The organism is Tetzosporium hominis (genome assembly GCF_002265435.1).
In the GTDB taxonomy this organism is placed as follows: domain Bacteria; phylum Bacillota; class Bacilli; order Bacillales_A; family Planococcaceae; genus Chryseomicrobium; species Chryseomicrobium hominis.
In genome coordinates this window covers 1-264 of sequence record NZ_NOKQ01000336.1, presented here as the reverse complement: position 1 = coordinate 264, position 264 = coordinate 1, and the positions used below count along the sequence as shown (strand labels likewise).

Here is a 264-nt window from a genome sequence, read left to right as displayed (position 1 = left end):
GTATCTTTTTGTAAACCATCATCTGTATTAGATTTTAAGAATACGGGTTTCTGAGTATACAGCCGTTCCTGTCATGTTCACTTTCACATGATCGCCTTCTTCGTTAATTTCGATTTCCACTTTTCCGTCTTTCCCGATTTCCTGCCCTTGTTCAATGATAAATTCACGCTGCTTGGTATTGCCGTACTGTTTCATATAAGCCCCCATCACACCGGATGCTGTGCCCGTCACAGGGTCTTCTATCGTTCCTGAATATGGGGATGA

1 protein-coding gene is annotated in these 264 nt (G+C 42.8%); it reads right to left on the bottom strand.

Annotated elements, in window-relative coordinates; translation table 11 throughout:
• Positions 1-27: 27 nt before the first annotated feature.
• Positions 28-264 (bottom strand): PhzF family phenazine biosynthesis isomerase (locus CF394_RS14160; RefSeq protein WP_133079856.1); only part of this gene is annotated, 237 nt, incomplete at its 5' end.